This is a genomic window from Bartonella melophagi K-2C, assembly GCF_000278255.1.
GTDB classification, from domain to species: Bacteria; Pseudomonadota; Alphaproteobacteria; order Rhizobiales; family Rhizobiaceae; genus Bartonella; species Bartonella melophagi.
In genome coordinates this window covers 59,599-85,845 of sequence record NZ_JH725083.1, presented here as the reverse complement: position 1 = coordinate 85,845, position 26,247 = coordinate 59,599, and the positions used below count along the sequence as shown (strand labels likewise).

Here is a 26,247-nt window from a genome sequence, read left to right as displayed (position 1 = left end):
TTTTAAACCTTGAATCAACCCTTCACCCCCTCAAAGCCATATGTTCAAATTCAAATGGCTTTAAGTAAAGAATAAAGGCAAAAGCATTCTACCACTTTTACCCTTTACATCAAATTACACAGAAGCTTTATCAATAAATTTTACAGCATCACCAACTGTGAAAATCGTTTCAGCAGCATCATCTGGGATCTCTACACCAAACTCTTCTTCAAAAGCCATAACGAGCTCAACCGTATCAAGGCTATCTGCACCTAGATCATCAATAAAGCTTGCATTTTCTACAACTTTATCTGCGTCAACTCCAAGATGCTCTACGATAATCTTCTTAACGCGCTCTTCTGTATTACTCATATTATCCTCACAATTCTATATTGTTTCCCTGTTTGGTTAGCGATATAGGTTCACCTAATCAAGCAATAGATGCATTGCTCCAAAATTTTAACGATGATTTTTAGAACATTCTGTGGATATCCTTTAAAAATGAACTAATTTTGCATCGTAGATATAAGATTGAGCAATCACCCCGTCAAAGAAATAAATGCATCGCTTTATTTCACTTGTTATTATCTAAAATAATAAAGCTTATAAATCAATGTAGAATAAAATAAATAGTCAGATCATTGCCATACCACCATTAACATGGATCGTCTGACCTGTGACATACGCTGCTTCATCACTCGCTAAATAAACAGCTGCAGAAGCTATATCTTCACCTATGCCCATACGCTTCATAGGAATAGCAGCCATAATTGCATCTTTCTGCTTTTCATTAAGTTTATCAGTCATCGCAGATTTAATAAATCCTGGAGCAATGCAATTAACAGTTATATTTCGTGATGCAATTTCCTGTGCCAATGATTTAGAAAAACCTATCACACCAGCTTTCGCAGCACAATAATTTGTTTGCCCAGGATTACCAACAACACCGACAATAGATGTTATATTAATAATACGTCCGTAGCGACGCCGCATCATAGCATGTATCAATTCACGCGTTAGAGTAAAAGTAGCTGTCAAATTGACAGCTAATACATCATCCCAATGTTGGTCTTGCATGCGCACAAAAAGGCCATCTTGAGTGATACCAGCATTATTAACAAGAATGTCGACATCACCCATCTCTTTTTCTACCGTTTCAGCCAATTGTTTAATGCTTTCACGCTCAAAAAAGTTAGCAGGAAAAACAAAAACATTCCGACCAAGATCTGCAGCAATTTCCTTGAGCTTTTCCTCACGTGTTCCATGAAGCCCAACAATTGCTCCTTGCGCATGAAAAAAACGCGCAATTGCCTCACCAATATCCCCTGACGCTCCCGTTACGAGAGCTTTACGACCTGTTAATTTAAACATCTTTCAAACTTTCTAAAATTAAATACCTAGTACCTGTAATGCACTTTCAATTTCTTTAGCAGTACCAATTGTTAACCCCTTAATATCTTTATTAATACGTCGAGCTAAACCTGTTAACACTTTTCCAGAACCAACTTCAAAAAGTGTATCAACTCCATTGGATCCAAACCACTCAACCGTTTCACGCCATCGCACTCGCCCAGTCACTTGTTCAACAAGTAGCATAAAAATGCGCTCTGGATTACTTTCTGGTGCAACAGAAATATTTGCAACAACCGGAACAATAGGTGCTACTTTGTTAACAGCGAAAAGAGCATCTTTCATTACATCAGCAGCAGGTTGCATTAAAGCCGAATGGAACGGCGCTGAAACCGGTAGAAGAAGCGCACGCTTAGCACCTTTTTCTAAAGCAGTTTTCATTGCCATTTCAACTGCTTTTGCTTCACCTGAAATAACAATTTGTCCACCACCATTGTCATTAGCAATCTGACATAAACCTTCTCCTAAAACGGTGTTGCAAATTTCTTCAACATTCTGTTCATCCAAACCGATAAGTGCTGCCATTAAACCTTCACCAACAGCGACAGCCCTCTGCATAGCATTACCACGAATTCGTAAAAGCCTTGCTGTATCAGCCAAACTCAATGTACGAACCGCACAAAGTGCTGAATATTCCCCTAAAGAATGTCCTGCAACAAATTTTACCTTTGATTCTATATCTAATCCCAACTTTTCCATCACACGAATAATTGCTAGCGATACAGCCATCAAAGCTGGTTGTGCATTTGCTGTTAATGCAAGAACATGCTCTGGCCCTTCAAAAATAATATGTGATAATTTTTCACCTAAAGCATCATCAACTTCCTCAAAGACCATACGTGCTTCAACAAATTGCTCTGCAAGCATTTTGCCCATACCAACAACTTGGCTTCCCTGGCCTGGAAAAGTAAATGCTGCTACCATTAGTTTAACTCCCCAATCGAGCATTAATATTTGTTATTGCCCCAACACATAAGCATAAATCAAAACAAAGCAACCTATTTAGAACAGATATTTGTCTTAAAATTATATTTTAAGGGTGGAATTTGATATAAAAACTCAGGAAAATAAGGTGCAATCAATCGAATAACACCCCAACTTGTTAGACTTCCCAAAACTGCACCACTTAAAACATCAAAAGGATAATGCACACCAGTAAAAATACGCCCCCAACAGATCAAAAATAACAGCACTAACGCAAACTTAGAGGCAAGTTTGTACTGATAGAAATAAAGGCAAATAGTGTAAGATGCAATAACTAGAGCATGATGGCTAGGAAAAGAAGCTGTTGCTCTATGTTCAATCAGTGACTGTGTTAAACCCGCAACAAACGGACGTGGACGAAAATAAACAAGAGAAATAAGATAACTAAAAAAAAGAGCAGCACAAATGCTAACACAAATACTTAGCGCTACACGTCGTTCCATATATCCACTGCAAAACCACAGCACACAAAGATGTACAGGAATCACATAAATTAAAAACTTTGCGCAAATAATAGCAATCCAAACCAACACCATCCCCATTTGATGATTGCCAGAAAGTATCTCAAAAAGCGCTACATCAATCTGGTCTAAAAAAACCATTTTTACCTCTTTTATTCCTACAGCCCACAGAATGTTATTTTATATATTTAAAGGCAATAGATATATAAAAATATATCAAAACTTAATTAAGTCACATTTTTTGTAATCATCAACTTGCTATTTTTTGAGATAAGCTATAAATATCAGCTACTCATTTACCAGCATTTGGCTGGAGGTTGAACGGAGGACTGGAAAATACCAGCAGGAAATACAATAATTCCGACCTCCTGTATCTCCACTCTCGGATGTCTCGAATTATAAATGCGTCCTTTCTTCTTTTTGGGTTTCCTAAAAAGACAAGTCGCAGAGGCTTTGCGCCAAAACTGGTGAAGTTTAATTGAAGAAAGGCAAAATTAATGGCTCTTTATGAACACGTGTTTCTTGCCCGACAGGGTGTCACGCCACAGCAGATTGATGAACTTTTAAAAATTTATAAAAATGTCATTGAAGCGCACGGAGGAACAATCGAGCGTATTGAAGATTGGGGTCTTTGCGCTCTTGCTTACCGTATCCGCAAAAACCGCAAAGCTCACTATATATTGCTTAATATCGATGCCCCAGCTGCAGCAATTGCTGAAATTGAGCGTCAAATGCGCATTAACGAAGACGTTTTGCGTTATATGACAATCCGCGTAGAAAAGCATGAAAAAGAACAATCTGCCATGCTTTCACGATCTAATCAGGAAGACTCCTTTAGCAAAGATGAGGAGCGGTCTCGCCCTACGCGCCATCAACATGAAGACACCACAGAAGGAATAGAATAATGATTGAAATTAATCAAACCCCTGTACGTCGTCCTTTTCATCGTCGTCGTAAAACGTGTCCGTTTTCAGGTGCAAATGCTCCGAAGATTGATTATAAAGACATTAAGCTGTTACAGCGTTACATTTCAGAACGTGGTAAAATTGTTCCTTCACGTATTACCGCCGTCAGTCAGAAAAAACAGCGTGAATTAGCTAATGCTATCAAACGTGCCCGTTTTCTTGGGTTGCTTCCATATGTTGTTAAATAGACTGTTATATATTCAAAATAGAATCAGAATATTTTTAAACTATTTTATTGGTATGTCAGAAGTACACTAATTACTCCACATACAAGTACAAGTACGCAAACGTTAAAATACCTAAAGTTGGGGCATTGCCCCTAACTGCAAAAGGCAGGACAGCGATAAATGGAACATTTTCATTTTTATAAAATAATGATTGGTATTTTAGCGGGATTATTTGCTGCTGTTATAGGAATGGCAATTATTAGTGTTGCTAGTGTTGCGCCTTATTTTTCTCTCCTTCTTGGTTTCTTTATTTCACTTCCAATTTTTATTGTAGCCTTCGGCTTTGGAACGTTATCTAGCCTTATTGCTTTAACAAGTGTCACTTTTATCTTTAGCATAGCTAACAATATTTATATCGGTTTTGGCTTTATGTTGCTGTTTTTTCTTCCAGCCGTCTATACCTCTTGGCTCTTTGGGCTTGCTCGATCAACACAAAAGGAAAATGAACTAATATGGTATCCATTATCATCAGTTATTTTCCTTTCAACCAATTTTATTGCTCTTACATTAACCTTTATTGGAATCTATGTGCAAATGCACCCAATAACTCCTATCATTGCACAAGAGGTTACCGCAAATATAGTGCAAGTTATACGTCAATCGCAGTCTATAAATGAAGATGATATTCTTGCCTTTAGCGAACTTCTAACGACACATGCAGCCACCTTAACAGCTATTGCATTTACTGGTTACAGTTTGATTTTTCTCATTGGCAATCTTTATTTTTCAATGATAACAGCACGACATATGAAGTGGTTGACAAGACCTCGTGATGATTGGAGGCAAACTTTCCGTCTTCCACTTTCTGGACTCATTATTTTTATCGTCGCTTGTATAGCATCAATGCTTGAACTCGGTTCTATTCTTAATTTAGGTACACGCGTTTTTACCGCTGCATATACTGTCGTCATATCAATCAGTGGTTTAGCGTATCTCCATCATATTACAAAAGGGGTAAGTGGACGGGTAATTATATTATTGCTCGTTTATATAGCCGCTTTGACTGTTGTTTTTACAACACCTATTGTTTTCATGACCATGCTGATGGGCATTTGGGCAACTATTCAATACAACTTTCAATCATACAACAAACTTCATTAATTTATTTATTCGAAAGGAATAAACTATGGATATTATTTTACTTGAACGCATTCCTCATCTTGGTCAAATAGGTGATATTGTTTCAGTTAAAAATGGTTATGCACGTAATTTTTTGTTGCCTCAAGGTAAAGCTTTACGAGCTAATGAAGTTAATAAAAAATATTTTGAAACACAACGTGTACAGCTTGAAGCCCGTAATCTTGAGCGAAAAAACGAAGCTCAAAAAGTGGCTGAAAAACTTGATGGTCAATCGTTTATTGTTGTCCGCTCTGCTGGTGAAACAGGTCAACTTTATGGTTCTGTGTCAACACGTGATATTTCAGAAATTATAACAGAAGAAGGCTTTTCTGTTGGGCGCAATCAGATTGAGCTTAATCACCCAATCAAAACAATCGGTCTTCATACCATCACAATTAGTCTACATCCTGAAGTTCAAATTTCTGTGACAATTAATATTGCACGTTCGACTAATGAAGCACAACGTCAAGCAGAAGGTGAAAACCTCACTTCAATCGAAGCAATATATGGTATTCAAGAACAGCCATTAGCAGAAAAAATTGATGACAATGATGAAAAAAGCGTGAACGAAAAAGCTTAATTGATATTTTTCCTATCTGCTCGACTTTTTGCTCTTATTTTTTACTATTTAACATATTGATATCTTAAAAAAATACCCTGCTTTTAACAGGGTATTTTATAATGGTATCATAATATTATATCCCAACTAGAAAAATTATACCGGGGGGAAAACGAGTATATCTCCACTTTATCTGGAGTTATCCTTATTAAGGAGATTATAGAGAAAAGTAACCTTATTATCATTGATAATAGTTTTGAGACTATACTAAAAATATTTAAAACATAGCTCCATACTTTTAAAACATTCTGGGAGAAAAAAGTTCTTTAAAAGAGTCCGTTTGTATTTTATGTAACGCCTTTTTATAATCTCTAAAAATGCTCTTTTTCTCTGATAAAAATGCATTTTTTCAAATTCAAATAATTTGTATACAAATTGCAATCTTTCTTACCCATATTATATTATATAAAAAACAGTTTCTGATATTTTGCCTGAAATAATTGCAATTATAAACCATAAAACACAAAAAATATAAGTTTCATATTATAAACAATTGATTTGTTGAAAAAAGTATCATTAAAAATTAAAAATATGGTTTTAATTGAAAGTAGAAATTTGCAATTTTGCTCTTTTAATGTACAGCATTTAATCCGTTGTCTAAGATGACTAAACTTAAAATCTTAGTGGAAAAAACTTAATGGAAGAAACAAGCATCCTTAATTTCAACCCTTTACATAAAGAAGAGACTTCTTCTTTCCGGCAACTACCACATAATATTGAAGCCGAACAAGCACTTCTTGGTGCTATTCTCATTAATAATGATGCACTTGATCGTGTTTCAGATTTTTTAAAACCAGAACATTTTTTCGAAATATTGCATCAAAAAATTTTTGATATTTTATCACAAATTATTAAAAAAGGAAAACTTGCAAATCCTGTTACCATTAAACCTTTTATTCCAGCTGAAGAGAAAATTGGGGATATCACTGTATTCAATTATGTTATTCGCTTAGCCAAAGAAGCAGTTACCATTATTAATGCTGAAGATTATGGTCGAGTAATTTATGATCTTTTTATCCGACGATCCTTAATTGATATTGGCAATCAAGTTGTAAATACAGCTTTTGATGCTCCTGTTGAACTTACGCCAACCCAACAAATTGAGATTATCGAACGTAATTTATTTCAATTGGCAGAAACGGGAAAATATGGTGGTGGATTTGAAAGTTTTAATGACGCTATCCAAAAAGCTATTGATATGGCATCCGCTGCAAAAAAACGGTCCTCGCATCTATCAGGTATAGCTACCCACTTGAAAAAACTTGATGAAAAAATGGGAGGATTACAGCCTTCCGATTTGATTATCCTGGCTGGGCGCCCCGGTATGGGAAAAACCTCCCTTGCAACCAATATAGCCTTTAATATTGCCGATGCTTATAATCATGATGCTAAAATGAATAATTCATCACAAGAAAATGAGGGAGGAATCGTTGGATTTTTCTCACTTGAAATGTCATCAGAACAACTTGCAACGCGTATTATTTCTGAACAAACAGAAATATCTTCTTCTGAAATTCGGCGTGGTAATATTTCAGAAGAACAATTTGAAAAACTAGTGAATGCAACGCGTCGCCTCCAAAAAGCGCCACTTTACATCGACCAAACTGGTGGTATATCGCTTTCTCAACTGGCTGCACGCGCACGTCGACTAAAGCGACAACACGGTTTAGACGTATTGATTATTGATTATATACAGCTAATGACAAGCAATTCAAAACGTTCATCTGAAAATCGCGTTCAAGAAATTACAGAAATTACTACAGGGCTCAAAGCTTTAGCTAAAGAGCTTAATGTTCCTATCATCGCCCTCTCACAACTTTCACGCCAAGTTGAAAACCGAACTGATAAACGCCCACAATTATCAGATTTACGTGAATCTGGCTCAATTGAACAAGATGCGGATGTTGTTCTTTTTGTATATCGTGAAGAATATTATCTCAAAAATGAAGAGCCTAAAGAAGGAACTCCTGAATATGTAAAATGGCAAACTGAGATGGAAAAAGTTTTCGGAATAGCTGATATTCTTATAGCAAAACAACGACACGGACCAACAGGAACAGCTCATCTTGCTTTTCAGTCAGAATTTACACGCTTTAGCGACTTGGCAGAAAGTGATTATCTTCCAGAACAACGTAATTAACCACTATGGCACGTAATCGCACTCAATTTATCTGTCAAAATTGTAATACCCTCTACTCACGCTGGGCTGGAAAATGTGATTCTTGTGGGGAATGGAACTCCCTTGTCGAAGAAGGTACGAACAGTGGCATTGGAAGTGGCCCAACGCAAAATATTCGTCAAGGCCGTATTATAACATTGACTTCTCTTTCTGGAAATCTTGAAAATGCTCCACGTATCCATTCTGGTATTTCTGAACTTGATCGTGTGACCGGTGGTGGCTTTGTTCGTGGATCAGCATTACTTGTTGGTGGTGATCCAGGTATTGGCAAATCAACTTTGCTTACACAAACGGCAGCTGCATTATCGCGAAAAGGGTATAATATTATTTATGTTTCAGGTGAAGAGGCTGTTGCACAAATCCGTCTACGAGCACAAAGGCTTGGTGCAGATGATACAACAGTTAAACTTGCTGCAGAAACCAATGTTGAAGATATTTTAACAACTTTAAATGCGCATAAAAAACTTGATCTAGTTATTATCGATTCAATTCAAACTCTATGGTCAGATGCAGCCGATTCAGCTCCTGGAAGTGTAACACAAGTACGCATTAGCGCCCAAGCGATCATACGTTTTGCTAAAAAAACAGGGGCAGCTGTTGTTCTTGTTGGGCATGTTACAAAAGATGGGCAAATTGCTGGTCCCCGTGTTGTTGAACACATGGTTGATGGTGTTCTCTATTTTGAAGGCGAGAATAGTCATTGTTATCGAATTCTTAGAACTGTGAAAAATCGCTTTGGACCAACTGATGAAATTGGTGTTTTTGAAATGTCCGACAAAGGCCTAAAAGAAGTTACCAATCCATCCGAACTATTTTTAGGTGAACGTAATGAAAAAGCTCCAGGAGCTGCTGTCTTTGCAGGAATGGAGGGAACACGCCCTATATTGGTGGAAATTCAAGCTCTTGTTGCACCTTCTTCGCTTGGTACACCACGGCGTGCTGTTTTAGGGTGGGATGGAAATCGTCTTTCAATGATTCTCGCCGTATTAGAAGCTCACTGTGGTATTCGCTTTGGACAACATGATGTCTACCTTAATGTTGCAGGTGGTTACAAAATATCAGAACCAGCAGCTGACTTAGCCGTTGCAGCAGCTTTGGTATCCTCCCTTGTAAACATTCCTCTTCCAACTCATTATGTATATTTTGGTGAAGTTAGCCTTTCAGGAACAATCCGCGCTGTTACTCATTCAGGACAACGTGTCAAAGAAGCTCAAAAACTTGGCTTTCAAGGTGCTGTTCAGCCCGCAACAACAACCGAAATGATAAAATCAACAGCCTTTCAACAAAAAATATTTTCCGACCTTTCTGAATTTGTTGCCACTATTGTTGCAAGTAAAAAATGACTGTCATACAAATAATAATATAGAATCATCTCTATAAAATAATAAAAGAGCCTTGCTATAAAATAGAAACTGGCATAACAGGAAATGTTCTTACGCACTTTTATACTGATTAAAATAGAACACAATTTTACATAACCTATATAAGGAGCAAACAAATGAGTGTAACAGTTCTTGATGGCATTGTCATTGCAATCATCCTGTTTTCTTCTTTTCTAGCCATGCTCCGAGGTTTTTCCCGCGAAGTTTTATCATTGCTTTCTTGGGTAATTTCAGCTGTTATCACACTGTTGTTATTTAAACCTGTATTGCCTTTTGTTGAACAATATCTCTCTAACGAAACAGTCGCATTAATAGCTACATTAGTTACGATTTTTATTATTGCTCTAATTATTATTTCTATCATTACAATGAAAATTTCTGATTTTATCATTGATAGTCGAATCGGCAGACTTGATCGCACTATTGGTTTTATCTTTGGAGCATTTCGTGGTTTATTAATCACAGTTATTGGCATTTTACTTATTAATGCGCTTATTAAACCTGAACAACAATCTCATTGGCTGAAAGATGCAAAAACAAAACCTATGTTGGATTCATTAAGCCAACAAATTTGGGAATTGTTGCCTAAAAATCCCGATTATGCCCTTGAAAAACTGGAAAAGCTCTTTAACAAAGATGACTTTTCCGCAAGATTTTGAAAATACTAACCAAAACATATCTCTACAAAATAAATTATAGTTTTTATTTGAAAACTGGTCTTAAATAGTATGGAGTAGTTGTGATATTAATCATTTAACATCATTACTGAAAGTAATATGATGACAAAAATTAATATTCCTTATCAAGAACCCTCATTTGACGATGATACCCTTCATGAAGAATGTGGAGTGTTTGGTATTCTTGGACATAAAGATGCAGCAACACTAACAGCTCTTGGACTCCACGCGCTACAACACCGTGGGCAAGAAGCTGCTGGAATTGTTTCTTATCACAACAAGATGTTTCATCAAGAAAAACACCTAGGCCTTGTTGGAGATCACTATACAAATCCTGCAACACTTGCCCGTTTGCCTGGAGATCGTGCGATTGGACATACTCGTTATTCAACAACGGGAGAAATAGCGTTACGCAATGTACAGCCTCTATTCGCTGAATTAAAAGCCGGAGGTATTGCTATCGCACATAATGGTAATTTAACAAATGGTCTTACACTACGCCATGAATTAATTGCTTCTGGTGCTATCTGTCAATCAACTTCAGACTCTGAAGTCTTTCTCCACCTTATTGCCCGCTCACGTCATGAATCATCATCCGATCGTTTTGTTGATGCTATTCGCCAAGTGGAAGGTGGATATGCCATGTTAGCGCTAACACGTACCAAGCTTATTGCTGCACGTGACCCAATAGGTATTCGTCCACTTGTTCTAGGTGAACTCGATGGTAAACCAATTTTCTGTTCAGAGACCTGTGCACTTGATATCATTGGAGCAAAATACGTTCGTGACGTCAAAAATGGTGAAATCATCATATGTGAAACACAAAACAATGGTGAAATCACTACAAAAATTATTAAACCAGAAATAGAAAAACCAGAAAAGCTTTGCCTTTTTGAATATGTCTATTTTGCTCGACCCGATTCAATCGTTGGAGGGCGTAGTGTTTATGCAGTTCGTAAAAATATGGGTATCCAATTGGCTCAAGAAGCACCGTGTGAGGGGGATGTTGTTGTCCCCGTTCCTGATGGGGGAACACCTGCTGCAATTGGTTATGCACAAAAAATTGGTATTCCCTTTGAACTTGGCATCATTCGTAATCATTATGTTGGTCGCACTTTTATCGAACCAACTCAACAAATTCGTGCTTTTGGCGTGAAATTAAAACATTCTGCCAACCGCCCTATTATTGAAGGAAAACGTGTCATTTTAGTGGATGATTCCATTGTGCGTGGAACAACATCCATTAAAATCGTACGAATGCTCCGCGATGCAGGAGCAAAAGAAGTTCACATGCGCATTTCCAGCCCAATGATTTTTTATCCCGATTTTTATGGAATCGATACACCTAAAATTGAAGATCTTTTAGCTAATAAATACCCAGACTTAAAATCTATGTGTAATTTCATTGGAACCGATTCATTAGAATTTCTCTCAACAGATGGCCTTTATCTCGCTATTATAGGGGAAAAACGAAATAACTCTTCCCCTCAATTTACTGATCATTATTTTACTGGCCACTATCCTACACACCTTACCGATCAAAAAAGTATTCCAAAAGTTCATAAATTATCTGTTCTGAAAACAAGAAATTAATAATGAGGAAATCTGATTTTAATCTTTCTGGACGTGTCGCACTGGTCACAGGTGCTTCTAGAGGAATTGGGTATCATTTAGCATTAGAGCTAGCAGAACGGAGTGCTCATATTATAGCCCTTGCACGAACAATTAGTGATTTAACCACGCTTGATACCAAAATCCAAGAGAAAGGTTCCTCCACAACGCTGGTACCACTTGACTTACATAATACACGAGCTATTGATACTCTAAGTATTTCAATTGCTGAACGCTGGAAAAAACTTGATATTATGGTTGTAAATGCAGGAATTCTGGGAATTCTTTCACCAATGGCTCATATTGAAAATACGGCATTTGAAGAAGTGTTTCAAGTGAATCTCATCAATCAATGGCGTTTAATGAAAGCAGTTGAACCTTTATTACGCAAATCAGATGCTGGACGTGCTATTTTTTTATCATCAAGCGTTGCTCACTGCGCACGCGCTTTCTGGGGGCCTTATGCAGCTTCTAAAGCCGCTTTAGAAATTATTGCTCGTTGCTGGGCAGAAGAACTTAAAGAAACGTCAATCAAAGTTAATTGCGTTAACCCAGGTGCAACACGCACTGCAATGCGAGCACAAGCTATGCCTAATGAAAATCCTCAGACCTTACCCTCTCCCCAAGAAGTTGCTGAAAAAATAGTATATTTATCTTCACCTTATTTAAAAGAAACAGGTAGGCTTTTTGATGTTCGTAAAAATCAGTTCATAAACTATCATACACCTCATTGATAACAGTCTATATATCAAACTAAACTTCTATAATTTTACTCTGCTTCTTAAAATTAGATAAAACCTTATGATTCCTGGTCAGTTTGAATACTCATCTTCTTTGCTTCTAAAGCAGCTCGTTTATTATATGCTAAAGCACTACAAGGTAGAAAAATCATATAGCTAACAGCTGTTATTAATAAAGTATACCACGTGTAAGTTGCAAGAAAACCAACATAAATAACAATAACCAGCATACACGGTACAACAATATCACGCCTTAACTTTTGACCAATTTCCTTTGCATTCCATACCGGTAAGCGGCTTACTAAAAGAAAAGCGACAATCACAGTATACAAGCTAAAAAATAAAGCCCAACCCCTATTAGGTATCAAACCAAGAGCCCCTAAATAAACAGGTAATAAAAGCAACAATGCTCCTGCTGGTGCAGGAACACCAACAAAATAATTTCTCTGCCATCTTGGTATATCTGTATTATCTAACGTAACATTAAAACGAGCTAACCGCAAACAACAAGCAACACAATATACAAGTGCTGCAACCCAGCCTACTTGATGAACCTGAGCGAGAATAAAAGAATAAACAACAAGAGCAGGAGCAACACCAAAATTAATAACATCAGCAAGTGAATCCATCTGTGCTCCAAAAGACGAACTGCCATCTATCAAACGTGCAACACGACCATCAGCTCCATCTAAAACTGCTGCCAAAAGCACCATCAAAATAGCTGACTCATAGTGATGCTCAAAAGCCAAACGAATACCGCTTATCCCCGCGCAAATCGCTAAGATAGTGATAATATTAGGAATAACAAACCGCATCGGCATAGGTGAACGTAACCGATGCGTAATATCGCCACGTTGCTCTTCAGGATCAAATGAAGAAAATAGCGAAAAAATTTTCATGACTCATCCTAATCAAGTCTAAAATCAGTTATCTCAGTAGTATCACCAAAAGAGCCTAAAACTGTTTCTCCAGCAATTGCTACCTGACCAACAGCAACACGCAATTTTACTTCAGCAGGCATATAAACATCAAGACGAGAACCAAAACGTATCAACCCAAAACGTTGCCCAGTAATAACAGCATCATCTTTTTGAGACCAACAAACAATTCGGCGCGCAATCAACCCCGCTATCTGTACGACACCAATTTTGCCGTGTTCACTGTCAATCACCACCTCATTACGTTCGTTAAATTGACTGGCTTTATCAAGCTCAGCATTTACAAACTTACCCGGATGATAAACAATAGATTTTATTGTACCGCTCATAGGAATGCGATTTATATGGCATGAAAAAAGGTCCATAAACACAGAAACACAAATCATTTCATCGCTCCCCAACCCTAATTCTGCAGGGGGAACACATGACTCAATACACGAAATACGACCATCAGCAGGAGAGATAATCCAATTTGAATTTATAGGCGTTACACGTTCTGGGTCACGGAAAAAATATATACACCACACGGTTAAAATAAGACCACACCAAAACAACGGGCCCCATATCCAACCAAGAACGAGTGAAACAACAAAAAATGCTATAATAAAAGGATAGCCTTCTTTATGAATTGGGACAAAACTATTACAGATAGATTGAACAATACGCATATAACTTCCTATTCACAAATGATTGAACAATAAATAAACTCCTGTTTTCCTCCTCTTCTCTTTTGTATATTTAATCAATTATTTTATACAAAACTAGATATGATTTCCATGTAGATCATTTCTTACGATTAACAACGCCTAGTTCATCTTCTTCACGTATTTTACGTAATTTCTCTTCAGCCTGTGAAGCTTCAAGCTGCTTATTCCACATAGAAGCATATAAACCTTTCTTGCTTAAAAGATCAGCGTGGCTTCCTTTCTCAATAATACAGCCATTTTTTAATACCAAAATTTCATCAGCATTAATAATAGTAGAAAGGCGATGAGCAATAATCAATGTTGTACGACCACGGCTTATAATATCCAATGCGCGCTGAATTTCTTGTTCTGTCGTTGTATCAAGAGCCGCAGTTGCTTCATCCAAAATAAGAAGTGGAGGTGCTTTTAAAAGTGTCCGTGCAATTGCCACGCGTTGTTTCTCACCACCAGATAATTTAAGACCTCGTTCACCTACCATAGACTGAAAGCCTTCTGGAAGCATTTCAATAAATTTTAATATCTGTGCCATTTCAGCAGCTTTGTGCATCTCTTCATCTGTTGCACTAGGGCGCCCATAACGAATATTATATGCAATCGTATCGTTAAATAAAACTGTATCTTGCGGCACCATACCGATCGCTTCACGTAAACTTTTTTGCGTTACATCACGGATATCCTGGCCGTCAATTGTTATCGACCCTGATTCAACATCATAAAATCGAAAAAGCAATCGGGAGATCGTCGACTTACCAGCGCCTGATGGCCCAACAATTGCAACTGTTTTACCTCCGGGAATTTCAAAATCAATATCTTTGAGAATTGAACGATCGGAATCATAGGAAAATTTCACCTGATTAAACCGAATAGTACCATTGCTTACCACCAACGGTTTAGCATCTGGTTTATCAACAATTTCCTGCTGAACATCTAAAAAATCAAACATAGCTTCAATATCACTTAAACTCTGCCGAACTTCACGATAAATTGAGCCAATAAAATTCAACGGAATGGAAAGCTGTATTAAAAGTGCATTAATAAAAACAAAGTCCCCTAAAGTTTGTGTCATATGCAAAACTTCATAAGCTGACATTAACATCAGGATTGTCATTCCAATACCAAAAATAAGAGCTTGACCAAAATTAAGCCAGCTTAGAGATGTCCAGATTTTTGTTGCAGCTTTTTCATATCCGGCCATAGAAGAATCAAATCGGCTTGCTTCTAGAGCTTCATTGCCAAAATATTTGACTGTTTCAAAATTCAAAAGAGAATCAACTGCCCGTGTATTTGCTTCAGTATCAGCCGTATTCATTTCTTGCCGAATACTAATGCGCCAATCGCTCGCCTTGATTGTAAACCAAGTATACAAACCAACCATCACAACAACGATAAGAAAATAACGCCACCCATAATTTATCAAAAGTACAAACGCTGTTAACACAAACTCTAAAATGGTTGGCACTGTATTAAGAATTGAAAATCGAACAAGAGCCTCAATTCCCTTCGTACCACGATCAATCACACGAGAAAGACCACCAGTTCGCCGCTCTAAATGGAAGCGCAAAGACAATCCGTGAATATGAACAAAAGTCTTATATGCCAATTGACGAATAGCGTATTGACCAACAGTTGCAAAAAGAGAATCACGTAACTGGTTTAATCCAGCTTGAACAATGCGTGCAAAATTATATGCAAAAACCAGCATAATAGGCACCACCCAAATGGATGAAGACCTTGCAAATACTTGAAAAAATTTTATATCAAGCGCATTTGTAGCATATTTAAAAAAATACGGCACAGATATGAGAATAAGTTTGGACAAAATAAGGTAAAATATTGCCCATACCACACGCATTTTCAGATCAAATCTGGCTGATGGCCACATATAAGGCCACAAATTATAAAGGGTGCGTAGAGTTTGGTCAGAATCTACCGAAACGGTTTTTACTATTTCATTCTGTTTCATAAAGCCCTTAATTTCTTTTATTATTCATAAACATGTAAAAAATAATTTCTAAACTGTTTTCCATAGATTATTTATTACCTTTCCTTCACCTCTGAATAACCTATACGCTTATGGAAATTTAAGGTTAGACCATTTTCGATAAAGGAACAAGAAACAATCCGCTATAAGATTTATCATTTTTGTCTGTATTTTCGTACCATTCTGCTACGAATAAATTTTCTACTTTCATATGCTTTTTTTTCAATTCTGCTTTAAGCCACGTTTTTGATTTATTAATTGCTTTAAGGCCTTCTTCGAGAATTTCACCATTTTGTATCACAATGGTAGATTTTTTGCCTTCTTCCTTCTTAATTACAGAAAAATCACCATTGGTTTCCAAACGAACAAAAGCTGCCTCATGTAAACTACAGCCTTTAATACGCAACATGGTAATTAGATCACTTATACTAATGCGCAAACGCTTAATTTCACCTATTTGAAATATACCATCTGAAACTAATACAATACTTCCTCCTGCAATAAGCCGGTGGAAAAAACCGAATACCGTGCAAAAAAATTAAGAGATGTGATCAAGGTTTGCCAAATAAACAGAACAAGCAATAATTGAATGCTACTAATACTAGGATTATAAATAACTCCTCCAATAATACTCCCCATTACAAAATTACTCACCAAATCGATTGGCGTCATTTGACTGAGATTACCACGACCTGTTGTTCTTAAAATCAACAAAAAAGCGGCAAGGCTTACAACTAACTTAAGCGCGATATATCCATAAAAATGTAAAAATTCCATCAAATTCTCTCCTTTTTATGAGAGCTGCTGGAATACGGGAACTATTGTCGTCTTATCTCCCACGTAGTAATACGCTCGCCAGTCTGTGGATCTTTTTCATCTTTTAATGAGATCCCTCCCACTGCAAGCTCATCACGAATTCTATCCGCAGCTTCCCATTCTTTATTATGGATAAGCCGTAGCCTTTCGGCAATGCGCTGATCAATAAATTTTGAATCAAAGCATGTCTTTCTAACAAACAGTGGACATTCTATCTCTTGAACCCATTCCTGCCGCAATAGCCCAAATAAATCCATACCGCGTGCAAGAGCCATAGCATTTCCTTCCTTATAAAATTTTCGTAAAATAGTAAATGCATTTGAAGTGTTAAGGTCATCACTTAATGTATTGATTAAAGATTCATCTATAGATTCATTATTATCCAAACAACATTTCTCACCACGAAGCATCTCATACCAACGATATAATTCGCTACTGGATTGCGTTAAACGACGAGCTGTCCAATTTAGAGGTTCACGATAATGAGTCTGCAACATTGAAAAACGGATAGATAAGCCCGCCCAGTTTTGTCTTATTTCATCTGTCAAAGAATCATTAAATTCAAGAAAATCACTTTCTAATAGAGAATGAATAGTGATAAAATTACCAAGGCTTTTAGACATTTTTTTGCCTTCAACCTGCAAAAAACCATTATGCATCCAAAAATTAGCCATTCGCTCAGTTCCAAAAGCTGAACAACTTTGTGCAATCTCATTTTCATGATGAGGAAAAAGTAAATCAATACCACCACCATGGATATCAAAAACATTTGCTGCAGGATCATTACAATTTAAACCACCACCATAAGGAGCCAACAGCTTCACCATCGACATTGCTGAGCATTCAATATGCCAACCCGGACGCCCTAAACCAGGAATTCCTGCCGGCGATGGCCAACCTGGTTCCCATTCTTGAGAGGGTTTCCATAAAACAAAATCCATTTTTTCCTTTTTATAAATAGCAATATCTATACGTGAGTCTGCTCTCATTTCATCAAGCGATCGTTTTGCAAATTCGCCATAACGGGGATATTCCCCCATACTGCTTATAGAAAATAATATATGATTTCCTGCTATATAAGCATGTCCTCTTTCAAGAAGTCTTTCAATCAAAGATCGTATTTCTTCTAAATGATCGGTTGCACGTGGCTGGCTAGTTGGTAATAAACAACCAAGCGCTTCTGTATCCTTTTGAAATTGGTCATATGTACATTCTGTTAATTGACGAATAGCATCATTTAATGCAAGCTCTGGGTATTTATGGATTGCTCGTGCATTAATTTTATCATCGACATCCGTAATATTACGAGCATATATCACGTGGTCCTCACCATAAACATGACGTAAAAAACGAAATAAAATATCAAAAACAATTACAGAACGTGCATTACCAATATGAGCATAATCATAAACTGTCGGACCACAAACATAAAGACGTACCTTAGCAGCATCAATCGGTGTAAAATTTTCTTTTTTGCGTGTAAGCGTGTTATAAAACCGCAGATTTCCCATAATTATACTCCGTTAGTGATATTGCTTGGTGTAGTTCCAGCAAAATTTACTCATATTATGAGTTAATAACACTGCTTGAAAAAAATACCGCGATATTGGTTTTTTTATTTCCAACATCGAACTATTTGATCTATATAATTCAAAAAATATTAATTAACGATAACTAATAAATACATACTAAATACATAATACATAATACGTGCATAAAGCAATCAAAACAGATCAAGCTGTTTATTATTTTGATATTGGATAAATAAACTATTCCATTTGGCAAATGCTACTGCTTCAAGAATATCTGGAATATTTGGCAACATATCAGTTATATTATTTACTTCATCTGCAACAGAATAAAACTCAAATACCATATTCTGACATTTTGATAAAATCCCATAACACCTTATCTTCCAATAATAACAATCAAATCACTGCATAACATCGTTACGACTTATAATCGCAAGTATAAAATGATAAATGGAAGATAATATTGTTTGAACAGATAAGCGCATAATGCTCATTATAGTATTTTTTGCAAATTCTTTCATATCACTTCAGATTTCCATAAACCTTACCTAAACCAATAAGACCTTTATTTTACAACAAATGAAGCTATGATTTTCTCACATCACATTTTTACTTAAAGAATTCGTTTGTCGGTACCATTATGTCGATAATTCAATACATAAACAAAGACTGTGTTCTCTTTTTTATTATTTTAAAATGAATATTAAACACTAACAATCAATATCATGCTGCTTGATCTAAGGAGGAATGAATCCTTAACAAACGGTAAATTATCGTTACAAAACAAAAAGATAACGCGTTCTGACAAGTTTTGAATTTACTTTACAAAAACAATAATTGCTCCAAAATGCATTACCTATAAGTTCATTTTACAGGTACAACCTGTTTAATAACCAAAGAACAAACCTACTTTTATTGAAACATCAAACTGAAGCATAAACTTTAATGGAATTGTAAATGGTATTAAACCAAAAATTCTTGTAACAACTGCTTTTGTACACCATGTTACAATATTAACTTTCTCCGTACACATAATCAGAAAAATAGTCTTAAAGCTGTTTTCATATATGTGTAACAAAGTTGTTATGAGTGCCCTTTTACAAAAGACAATCACTTAAACAATAAACCAAACTTTTAGTTTTATTATGCTAATGCTTCTATAAATTTAACAGGTTCACCTTGCGAAGGTGTAACAATTTCACCTTCCCACATAACCCGCATTCCACGAATAATTGTCCCAACTGGCCAACCTTTAACTTTTTTGCCATCATAAGGTGTCCACCCTGCCCGTGAACCAATATGTGCATTGGTTATAATCTCCTCCCGTTTAAGATCAATAATGGTTAAGTCAGCATCATATCCAACTGCAATGCGTCCTTTACAGCTGATACCAAAAACACGACTAGGACCATGCGAGGTGAGATCAACAAAGCGTTCAAGAGATATCCTTCCCGTATTCACATGAGTCAGCATAATTGCTGCTGTAGTTTGAACACCTGTCATACCCGAAGGTGAAAGAGGATAAGACTTATGCTTTTCTTCAAGCGTATGAGGAGCGTGATCTGAACCTAAAACATCAATGATACCTTGCTGAACACCGTACCAAAGGCCTTTACTGTGGTGGCTTTCACGAATAGGTGGATTCATCTGGATCAATGTGCCAAGCCTTTGATAATCATCAGAAGTCAAAGTCAAATGATGTTGAGTTACTTCAATTGTTGCTAAATCCTTATGATTTTTCAGAAAATCAATTTCTTCCGCTGTAGAAAGATGTAACACATGGACGCGTTTTCCCATTTCGCGCGCAATTTTAATTAAACGTTGTGTACATTTCAAAGCAGCAATTTCATCACGCCAAAGCGGGTGTGATGACACATCTCCCTTAATGCAAAGTGCTTTACGTTCATTGAGCCGCTCCTCATCTTCACAATGAAAAGCTGCGCGACGACGCGTATTTTTCAAAATTAGACGAACACCTTCATCATCATCAACTAAAAGATTACCTGTAGAAGACCCCATAAATACTTTAATTCCAGCAGCTCCAGGAAGTCTCTCTAATTCAGCCAATTCATGCGCATTTTCACGTGTTCCCCCAACCCAAAACGCAAAGTCACAATGCATCCGATGAAATCCGCGTTTAACTTTATTAGTCAACATCTCTTCTGTTATCGTCAGTGGATTTGTATTAGGCATTTCAAAAACCGTTGTAACCCCCCCTAAAACCGCAGAACGAGAACCACTTTCTAGATCTTCCTTATGTATGTGCCCTGGCTCACGAAAATGAACCTGGCTATCAATGATACCTGGTAAAATATGAAGCCCTGTACAGTCGATCACCTCATTAGCGGATGCACACGTCAAGTCACCAATTTCAGCAATACAGCCATTCATGATACCAATATCACGCTTGCCACTTCCATCATGATTAACAAGTGTTGCACCTTTAAAAATTGTATCAAATGTTTTAAACACAGCCATACTCCTTAGACATCATCTCTTTACCGATTATGTAACTCTGAGCAGAAAGGCAAGGACCATGATCGAAAAACAAAACACTATTAGCTTAAAAAATCGCAAAATTATTAAAGTTATAGGTGAAGAAGCAACACGTTTCCTACAAGCCCTAATTACAACAGATGTTGAAAAAATCAACTCACAAGAACTTTTCCCTGGTGCTCTTTTATCACCACAAGGAAAAGTTATTGCTGATTTTCTAATCGGTAAAATAGACCAAGGTTATATGATTGATATCGCTGCACATTTAGCAGACACCTTTCAACAACGCCTTATCCTTTATAAGTTACATACAAAAGTGGAAATTACACAACCATTACAATTAGTTGTTACAGTTTTTTGGAAAAATAAAATAAGTACTTGTGATTTTGATTTAAGTTTTATTGATAAACGATTTCCACAAAATGAAAAAATAGTACGTGTTTATGGAAAAATACCTTTTCTTTCTCCAGAACATAATGATAATTGGAACCGAATGCGTATCCGCTATGCAATCGCAGAAAGTGGGCAAGATTATAAAATAGGTAAAGTCTTTCCTCATGATATCAATTACGATCAAATCAGTGGATTATCATTCAATAAAGGTTGTTACATCGGACAGGAAGTTGTTTCACGAATGCACCATCGTAGAGCAGCTCGTCGCCGTTTTTTGATAGTAAAAGGCCAGCACAATTTAATGCCAAGATCCATCATTCAAGCAGGCACTAAAATACTTGGTGAATTAGGGACATGTGTAGAAAATGAAGCCTTAGCTTTAATGCGTATTGACCATGTTAAAGATATTATGGACAAACATATTCCGTTTACAATAGAAAATCTTCCTGTAACAATAAGTATTGCTGAAAATATGAACTTCAGCTTTCCTGAAAATACCGTGGAAACTAACTAATGGCTAAAGCTGAATTATCACAAGATGGAACAGCACGTGCTTGGCAAAGAATGCTTTCTGGTCGGCGGCTTGATTTACTTAATCCTTCTCCTCTTGACATCGAAATCGAAGATATTGCGCACGGCCTTTCTCGTGTTGCACGATGGAATGGTCAAACACACGGTGAACATACATATTCTGTCGCGCAACATTCACTTTTAGTAGAACAAATATTTCAGATACTCTTTCCACAATCCCACAATGACGAATGTCTTCTAGCTCTTCTCCATGATGCATCAGAATATGTTATTGGTGATATGATTTCACCTTTTAAAGCTGTTATAGGAAAACAGTATCAGCTTGTCGAAAAACGCATACAAGATACCATCTGCATACGCTTTTCTTTACCTGTTAATCCACCTCACAAACTATTAAAAAAAATCAAACAAGCTGATCGTATTGCTGCTTTCTACGAAGCTATTACTCTTGCTGGCTTTAGTACAAAAGAAGCCATGCGTTATTTTGGGTCTCCAAATAATATTTTACCCGATAAACTTAGTTTGCAGTCCTATTCAACACAACAAATTGAAAATGTCTTTTTAACCCGCTTTCGTGATATAGATAGTCAAAGATGATATTCATATCTTTTTAGTCACTTGTCTTTTGTTTTTACGGGAATAAAACACAAAGTATCTTAGCTTATAGTCTCACCAGTTGGATAAATATTAAAATATCTTACGCAACTTTTTATTACATATTATCTTTTATAGTCATACCTTGTTTGAATATGGTTTATAAATAGAACAGAATTTGTTTTCCTTCTTATTTCTATTAATTTATAGAGTACCCAATCCATAATCTCTGTTTTTTCTATTATCTGTAGTTTACCTTTAAAAAATAAATATTATTAATTTTCAATGCATTGCTAAAAATACTTTAAGATATACAAAAAGATTTCAGCATCTCATTAATCAATGAGACATAAATAGAACAGCCATATGAAAAATAGTTCAAATTCAGTGTAAGCAAAACGTACTTAAGAAAATTTCTTTTATCTTACGCTTCATATAACTAATATATTTTTATAGGGTTTTCTCTTAAACCTAATTTTATTTGGGCTTATAAATCTCTGAATCAGAAGGAAAAGCACGTGATCTAACATCATCTGCATAATTTCTAATCGCCGTATCCATTGCTTGTTCAAAAGCACCATAACGACGTACAAATTTAGGCACCCAAGCCCCGTAACCCAACATATCTTCCATTACTAAGATTTGCCCATCACACTGATTGGATGCACCAATACCAATAGTAGGAATAGAGAGCTTTTTTGTGATCTTCACTGCTAACGGTTCTACTACCCCTTCCAATACAACAGCAAAAGCGCCTGCTTCTTCAACTGCTACTGCATCAGCTTCGATCTTTAACCTATCATTTTCAGTACGCCCTTGTACCTTAAAACTACCGAAACGATTTACCGCTTGTGGTGTAAGGCCAACATGCCCCATAACTGGAATACCTCGCTGGCATAAAAAATCAATTGTTTCCGCCATATAAATGCCACCTTCAAGCTTGACTGCACCACACCCTGTTTCTGCAACAATCCGTGACGCATTTTCAAAAGCCTGCTGTGGACTTTTCTCATAAGAACCAAAAGGCATATCAATAACTACGAGCACTTTTTGAGAACTACGTATAACCGCTTGTCCGTGTAAAATCATCATATCCACACTAACAGGCAGTGTTGTATCAAAACCATGCACAACCATACCAACGCTATCACCAACCAAAAGAAAATCACAATATAGGTCAGCAATCCGCGCACTATAAGCCTGATAAGCTGTTAGAGCAACAATCGGTTTTTGTCCCTTTTTCGACCGTATTTCAGAAGCAGAGACACGCTTTATAGCTTTATGTGAATCCATTTCTTAGTTTCCGTATGTAAAACATATTAATCAACAAGTCTGACTTCACCAAAATTAAGAGTCAGCAATAAAACCGCAAAAATACATAAAAAAGCCTTTTTACACGTGATTTCAGCATAAAATACATTTCTCATAGAGCTTTTTAAAAATCCAATTTAATGCTTATAAACCTCTGTATCTGCCGGAAAAGCGCGTGATTTAACATCATTTGCATAATTCTTTACCGCTGTATCTACCAATTCCTCAAAAGAACCGTACCGACGCACAAATTTAGGCATCCAACTACCATAGCCTAACCAAGTATTATAGCCTAACATATCTTCCATTACCAAAATCTGCCCATCACACTGATTGGATGCACCAACACCAATAGTAGGAATAGAGAGTTTTTCTGTAAGCTTTATTGCTAATGGTTCTACTACCGCTTCCACCATAACAGCAAAAGCACCAGCTTCCTCAACTGCCAATGCATCAGCTTCAACCTGGAGCCAACTCTGCTCATCGCGCCCTTGCACCTTAAAGCCCTCCAAACGAACTGTATGTGGCATAAGACCAATATGACACATAACAGGAATACCACGTCCGTGCAAAAACCTAACTGTTTCAGCCATATGAACACCACCCTCAAGTTTGACTGCACCACATCCTGTTTCTGCAATAATTCGTGATGCATTTCTAAAAGCCTGTTGCGGACTTTCTTCATAAGAACCAAAAGGCATATCAACAACTACAAGCGCCCGTTCAGATCCACGCATAACGGCCTTTCCGTATAAAATCATCATATCTACATCAACAGGTAATGTTGTATCAAACCCATGCACAATCATAGCAACGCTGTCGCTCACTAAAAGAAAGTCGCAATATGGGTCAGCAATTCGAGCACTATAAGCCTGGTAAACCATTAAAGAAACGATTGGCTCTTGACCCTTTTTGGAGCGTATTTCAGAAGCAGTAATACGATTTATAGTTTTATATGAAGTCATTGTTGTATTTCCTATTGTAAAATATATTGATCAATAAGCCTGACCTCACCAAAGCGGATGCATAGTAATAAAACCGCAGGTTTATTCAGTTTTCCTCTAAACATGCATAAAGTTTCTATGTCTCTTAAATCTATTGACTCAATAATAGCACGCGGTTCTTGCCGCAAAATATCACGGGCAATTTTGCACAGTTTATTAACTGATCGTTCGCCTTGGTTATAAAGCCTTACAACAGCCTCACCGCTTTCAGGAATAATTTTTGCAGCTTTGCGATCTTCTAATGTTAAAAGCTGATTGCGTGAAGAGCTGGCTACACCATCTGCATCACGTAAAATAGGTACACCAACAATTTCAACAGGAAAAGCTAAGTCCTTAACCATACGACGAATAATAAGAAGCTGTTGAAAATCTTTTTCCCCAAAAAACGCCTTATTTGGCTGCACAATATTAAAAAGCTTAGCAACAACACTGGTTACACCATAAAAATGCCCTGGGCGTAATTTTCCTATTAAAACATGTGACAATTTTTCTACCCTTACAACAGTCTCATTTCCCAGCGGCCACATTTCTTCTGTAGAAGGTGCAAAAACATATTCAACACCCGCTTTTTTCAACAAAGCACAATCGCCCTCAAGATCTCTTGGATACATATCAAAATCTTCATGAGGTCCAAATTGCTTTGGATTAATAAAAATAGAAACTAATACTCGATCACACATTACTTTTGCCTGTTGTACCAAAGCAATATGACCACTATGCAATGCTCCCATAGTTGGAACAAAACCAATCGATAATCCTAAACGTTGCTCCTTTGCGATACATTGCCGTACTTCAGCAATTGTTTTTAAAATTTGCATATTTAAATTATACCTATTTTATAAAATCAGTAAATTGACTCTTTCATACAAAATCTCCGTTCAAATAAGTTTATTAAACTAACGCGAACCGACGGGTGTTGTATCTTTCTTGGCTCCCAAACATGGCGTGTTAAAAAAAAATTTGTTAAAGTAAATCCATTTCTCATATCATTAAAATCAATAGGACAACTGGCTCTTTGTATAAGAAACTGCGGTAGAGGTAAAAGTTTATCTCTCCAAAGGTACCCTGCTTCTTCACACACAGCACGTCCTGATTTTGGTGATACATAATGAAGGTTTTCCTGACAACCTGTTACAACACAACAAGACAAATCAAGGCCAAATCCAAGTTCTTTAAGAAGCTGCATTTCAAAACGTATAAGTAATTCAGCGATAACAAACCATTCATCAAAATTCTGCATAAAAATATGCAACATATCATATAAAATAGGATGAGGATCACGCTCGGGAAGAAGTCGCAAATGAGAAGCCATCAACTGCAAAGTATAAAGTGCTTCTGGTATGAGCATTAATCGTGAAGCATGTAAATCAAGCGCTTCAAGCTTAAATAACCCCAAATGCTCATCCAAACGTGCCCACCATTCAGCCTCAACAAAATTTCCAGGTTGAAGAAAAGCCGCCATACTACGAGAACGCCCTCCCTTTACCATTCCCATATAGCGACCATGCTGACGTGTCATAACTTCAAGAATAACGCTCGTTTCACCATGCTGACGTGTGCCAAGGATGATAGCATGCTCTTTCCATCTCAT

Annotated in this window: 24 protein-coding genes and 1 pseudogene; 11 read left to right on the top strand and 14 right to left on the bottom strand. The window is 36.8% G+C overall.

Annotated features, from left to right (window positions below):
• Window positions 1–114: 114 nt before the first annotated feature.
• The 4 genes from ME3_RS04430 to ME3_RS04415 form a co-directional block, all read right to left on the bottom strand.
• Complete coding sequence (locus ME3_RS04430) at window positions 115–351, bottom strand: acyl carrier protein (RefSeq protein ID WP_007477496.1); 237 nt, start codon at window positions 349–351, stop codon at window positions 115–117.
• Between the two features lie 261 nt (window positions 352–612).
• Window positions 613–1,350, bottom strand: a complete 738-nt coding sequence (fabG, locus tag ME3_RS04425) for a 3-oxoacyl-[acyl-carrier-protein] reductase (protein ID WP_007477495.1) — start codon at window positions 1,348–1,350, stop codon at window positions 613–615.
• An 18-nt stretch (window positions 1,351–1,368) separates the two neighbouring features.
• Complete coding sequence (fabD, locus tag ME3_RS04420; protein WP_007477493.1) at window positions 1,369–2,313, bottom strand: ACP S-malonyltransferase; 945 nt, start codon at window positions 2,311–2,313, stop codon at window positions 1,369–1,371.
• A 74-nt stretch (window positions 2,314–2,387) separates the two neighbouring features.
• The gene (locus ME3_RS04415) at window positions 2,388–2,975 is read right to left on the bottom strand and encodes an undecaprenyl-diphosphatase (RefSeq protein ID WP_007477491.1); all 588 of its coding nucleotides are present in this window, start codon (window positions 2,973–2,975) and stop codon (window positions 2,388–2,390) included.
• A gap of 356 nt (window positions 2,976–3,331) precedes the next feature.
• Between ME3_RS04415 and rpsF the strand changes: the two genes are divergently transcribed.
• The 9 genes from rpsF (at window position 3,332) to ME3_RS04370 (ending at window position 12,347) form a co-directional block, all read left to right on the top strand.
• The gene (rpsF, locus tag ME3_RS04410) at window positions 3,332–3,739 is read left to right on the top strand and encodes a 30S ribosomal protein S6 (RefSeq protein ID WP_007477489.1); all 408 of its coding nucleotides are present in this window, start codon (window positions 3,332–3,334) and stop codon (window positions 3,737–3,739) included.
• The gene (rpsR, locus tag ME3_RS04405) at window positions 3,739–3,987 is read left to right on the top strand and encodes a 30S ribosomal protein S18 (RefSeq protein WP_007477487.1); all 249 of its coding nucleotides are present in this window, start codon (window positions 3,739–3,741) and stop codon (window positions 3,985–3,987) included. Before rpsF ends, rpsR begins: the two co-directional genes overlap by 1 nt.
• A 159-nt stretch (window positions 3,988–4,146) precedes the next feature.
• Window positions 4,147–5,127, top strand: coding sequence for a hypothetical protein (locus tag ME3_RS04400; RefSeq protein ID WP_007477486.1), 981 nt, complete (start codon window positions 4,147–4,149; stop codon window positions 5,125–5,127).
• 25 nt (window positions 5,128–5,152) lie between these two features.
• A complete protein-coding gene (gene rplI, locus ME3_RS04395; protein ID WP_007477484.1) occupies window positions 5,153–5,725 on the top strand; it encodes a 50S ribosomal protein L9 in 573 nt (190 codons plus the stop codon).
• 676 nt (window positions 5,726–6,401) lie between these two features.
• A complete protein-coding gene (locus ME3_RS04390) occupies window positions 6,402–7,904 on the top strand; it encodes a replicative DNA helicase (RefSeq protein ID WP_007477483.1) in 1,503 nt (500 codons plus the stop codon).
• A gap of 5 nt (window positions 7,905–7,909) precedes the next feature.
• Window positions 7,910–9,286 carry a DNA repair protein RadA gene (gene radA / locus ME3_RS04385; protein ID WP_007477480.1) on the top strand — a complete coding sequence of 459 codons (1,377 nt, stop codon included), beginning with the start codon at window positions 7,910–7,912 and terminating at the stop codon, window positions 9,284–9,286.
• A 155-nt stretch (window positions 9,287–9,441) separates the two neighbouring features.
• Window positions 9,442–9,984 carry a CvpA family protein gene (locus tag ME3_RS04380; protein WP_007477478.1) on the top strand — a complete coding sequence of 181 codons (543 nt, stop codon included), beginning with the start codon at window positions 9,442–9,444 and terminating at the stop codon, window positions 9,982–9,984.
• 120 nt (window positions 9,985–10,104) lie between these two features.
• Entirely contained in the window at window positions 10,105–11,595 is a 1,491-nt protein-coding gene (gene purF, locus ME3_RS04375; RefSeq protein WP_039952592.1) for an amidophosphoribosyltransferase, read from the top strand.
• A 2-nt stretch (window positions 11,596–11,597) separates the two neighbouring features.
• Window positions 11,598–12,347 carry an SDR family NAD(P)-dependent oxidoreductase gene (locus ME3_RS04370; RefSeq protein ID WP_007477475.1) on the top strand — a complete coding sequence of 250 codons (750 nt, stop codon included), beginning with the start codon at window positions 11,598–11,600 and terminating at the stop codon, window positions 12,345–12,347.
• Window positions 12,348–12,412: 65 nt separating this feature from the next.
• Here ME3_RS04370 and pssA read toward each other — a convergent pair whose 3' ends face one another.
• From pssA to ME3_RS04340, 6 genes and pseudogenes are all read right to left on the bottom strand, one after another.
• Entirely contained in the window at window positions 12,413–13,252 is an 840-nt protein-coding gene (pssA, locus tag ME3_RS04365; protein ID WP_007477473.1) for a CDP-diacylglycerol--serine O-phosphatidyltransferase, read from the bottom strand.
• 8 nt (window positions 13,253–13,260) lie between these two features.
• A complete protein-coding gene (locus ME3_RS04360; RefSeq protein WP_007477471.1) occupies window positions 13,261–13,959 on the bottom strand; it encodes a phosphatidylserine decarboxylase in 699 nt (232 codons plus the stop codon).
• 115 nt (window positions 13,960–14,074) lie between these two features.
• Complete coding sequence (locus ME3_RS04355) at window positions 14,075–15,961, bottom strand: ABCB family ABC transporter ATP-binding protein/permease (protein WP_007477469.1); 1,887 nt, start codon at window positions 15,959–15,961, stop codon at window positions 14,075–14,077.
• A 124-nt stretch (window positions 15,962–16,085) separates the two neighbouring features.
• Window positions 16,086–16,756: pseudogene (locus ME3_RS04350) on the bottom strand (DUF421 domain-containing protein).
• Between the two features lie 41 nt (window positions 16,757–16,797).
• Window positions 16,798–18,306 (bottom strand): cysteine--tRNA ligase, encoded by a 1,509-nt coding sequence (cysS, locus tag ME3_RS04345; RefSeq protein WP_007477465.1) that lies wholly within the window; start codon window positions 18,304–18,306, stop codon window positions 16,798–16,800.
• Window positions 18,307–19,470: 1,164 nt separating this feature from the next.
• Window positions 19,471–20,799 carry a dihydroorotase gene (locus ME3_RS04340; RefSeq protein WP_007477463.1) on the bottom strand — a complete coding sequence of 443 codons (1,329 nt, stop codon included), beginning with the start codon at window positions 20,797–20,799 and terminating at the stop codon, window positions 19,471–19,473.
• Window positions 20,800–20,863: 64 nt separating this feature from the next.
• On the opposite strand from ME3_RS04340, the gene ygfZ reads away from it, so the two are divergent.
• Window positions 20,864–21,730, top strand: coding sequence for a CAF17-like 4Fe-4S cluster assembly/insertion protein YgfZ (ygfZ, locus tag ME3_RS04335; protein ID WP_007477462.1), 867 nt, complete (start codon window positions 20,864–20,866; stop codon window positions 21,728–21,730).
• On the top strand, window positions 21,730–22,344 hold the full coding sequence (locus tag ME3_RS04330) for a YfbR-like 5'-deoxynucleotidase (RefSeq protein ID WP_007477461.1): 615 nt from the start codon (window positions 21,730–21,732) through the stop codon (window positions 22,342–22,344). The genes ygfZ and ME3_RS04330 overlap by 1 nt, the downstream gene beginning before the upstream one ends.
• A gap of 474 nt (window positions 22,345–22,818) precedes the next feature.
• Here ME3_RS04330 and panB (ME3_RS04325) read toward each other — a convergent pair whose 3' ends face one another.
• From panB (ME3_RS04325) to recO, 4 genes are all read right to left on the bottom strand, one after another.
• Window positions 22,819–23,634 (bottom strand): 3-methyl-2-oxobutanoate hydroxymethyltransferase, encoded by an 816-nt coding sequence (gene panB / locus ME3_RS04325; protein WP_007477459.1) that lies wholly within the window; start codon window positions 23,632–23,634, stop codon window positions 22,819–22,821.
• A gap of 155 nt (window positions 23,635–23,789) precedes the next feature.
• The gene (panB, locus tag ME3_RS04320) at window positions 23,790–24,617 is read right to left on the bottom strand and encodes a 3-methyl-2-oxobutanoate hydroxymethyltransferase (RefSeq protein ID WP_007477457.1); all 828 of its coding nucleotides are present in this window, start codon (window positions 24,615–24,617) and stop codon (window positions 23,790–23,792) included.
• Between the two features lie 11 nt (window positions 24,618–24,628).
• Window positions 24,629–25,474: a pantoate--beta-alanine ligase gene (gene panC / locus ME3_RS04315; RefSeq protein WP_007477455.1), complete on the bottom strand. Its 846-nt coding sequence runs from the start codon at window positions 25,472–25,474 to the stop codon at window positions 24,629–24,631.
• Window positions 25,475–25,500: 26 nt separating this feature from the next.
• Window positions 25,501–26,247, bottom strand: coding sequence for a DNA repair protein RecO (gene recO, locus ME3_RS04310; protein ID WP_007477453.1), 747 nt, complete (start codon window positions 26,245–26,247; stop codon window positions 25,501–25,503).